We start from the raw sequence: 1,145 nt of genomic DNA, 5'->3' as shown, positions 1-1,145 counted from the left end.
GCTACAGTGAACCCGGACTCCAGATCAGACCGCTACTAAAAGCGGGGGGACGTCGACTCGACAACATCTACTTCAAGAGTAAGGCTGGCAAGCAGCATCTGACGGGTTCTATCTTTCATGGTTATCAAGAGTGGGCAGGGGCCGAGAATTTGGCGGACTACGGTGCGCGCTTGGCAGCTCAGCTTCGCACCGCATTGCCTAGCTGCATTTCCTGCAGGACACAGCGAGATGAGTACGGGGTCACGGTGTGGTTTACGGTGGAAATTCCAGCGCAATCCGATCTTTCGCGTTATCTACGTAATATCGATTCACTGACGCTTCGGAACATTGCCGATTCACGCGGCGGCGCTAGCCATGCCTTCGTACTACGCGCCTCAGCGCCTCCTGGGTCTGACGACCGAGGGATCAAGTGGTGGATTCGATACGTGGTTGTTCCGCTACTTGGTAGTGCAACTGCAGTCGCCTTCGTCGCGCTCTTAATCAAGCTCGCGGCTTGAAAGGGAAGGAGGAGCGGCGTCAGGTGAGATCGCCCCGTGTTCCGCAGACGGGTAGCTAGGGTGCAGCCCTGGCCGATTGATAGTCGCGTTTTGGCAACTGTGCCAGGTTCACTTGTTTAGGACGCCGCCGCGTCGGCGCGGCGACGTAGGCCATTCGCGGTGGGGCGTGCGACTGGATTGAAGAGGAGCCAATGGTGGTTCAATTTCGCTTATCTCGCGTATGGGAGCACAACCTCTTGACCTGCCCGCGATTTCGTTGCAGAGTCGGAATCAAGGAGCGTAGAAACTCCTCACAGAGCGGTCCCCACCTCCGTCAAACCGGTGGGTTTTTTGTGCCCGTGCTGCTGCGGGCATGACCGACGCGATGCCTGCGTCGGGAGGGCGGCTAATACAACACCCTTCGGGGAAATACGCCCGCCGGCTCTGTGCGGTTTCTAACCTCCCGACTTCCCGTCCGCCGTCCCGGTGGGCGGGCACTTCATGGAATGAGGAGGCAACGATGTCGAAGTTCAATTCGGATGATCTGGGCATGCTCGGCTACTTCCTGCCGGAGGACAGCCAGTTCCGGCTGAAGAAGCTGCACGACCACATGGTGTTCCTGTCGCAGCTGGCACAGCCGCGTACGCACGACGAGGACGAGACGGGCTG

2 protein-coding genes are annotated in these 1,145 nt (G+C 59.0%); both read left to right on the top strand.

The window, feature by feature from the left end; all coding sequences use genetic code 11:
* Nucleotides 1-497: hypothetical protein (locus FXO19_RS19495; RefSeq protein ID WP_223115553.1), on the top strand; the 497-nt coding region annotated here is incomplete at its 5' end.
* A gap of 352 nt (nucleotides 498-849) precedes the next feature.
* Nucleotides 850-1,145 (top strand): XAC0095 family protein (locus FXO19_RS19890; protein ID WP_425481505.1); only part of this gene is annotated, 296 nt, incomplete at its 3' end.

The sequence above is a fragment of the Luteimonas suaedae genome, assembly GCF_008312895.1.
Classification (GTDB): domain Bacteria; phylum Pseudomonadota; class Gammaproteobacteria; order Xanthomonadales; family Xanthomonadaceae; genus Luteimonas; species Luteimonas suaedae.
This window is presented reverse-complemented; position numbering and strand designations above follow the sequence as displayed.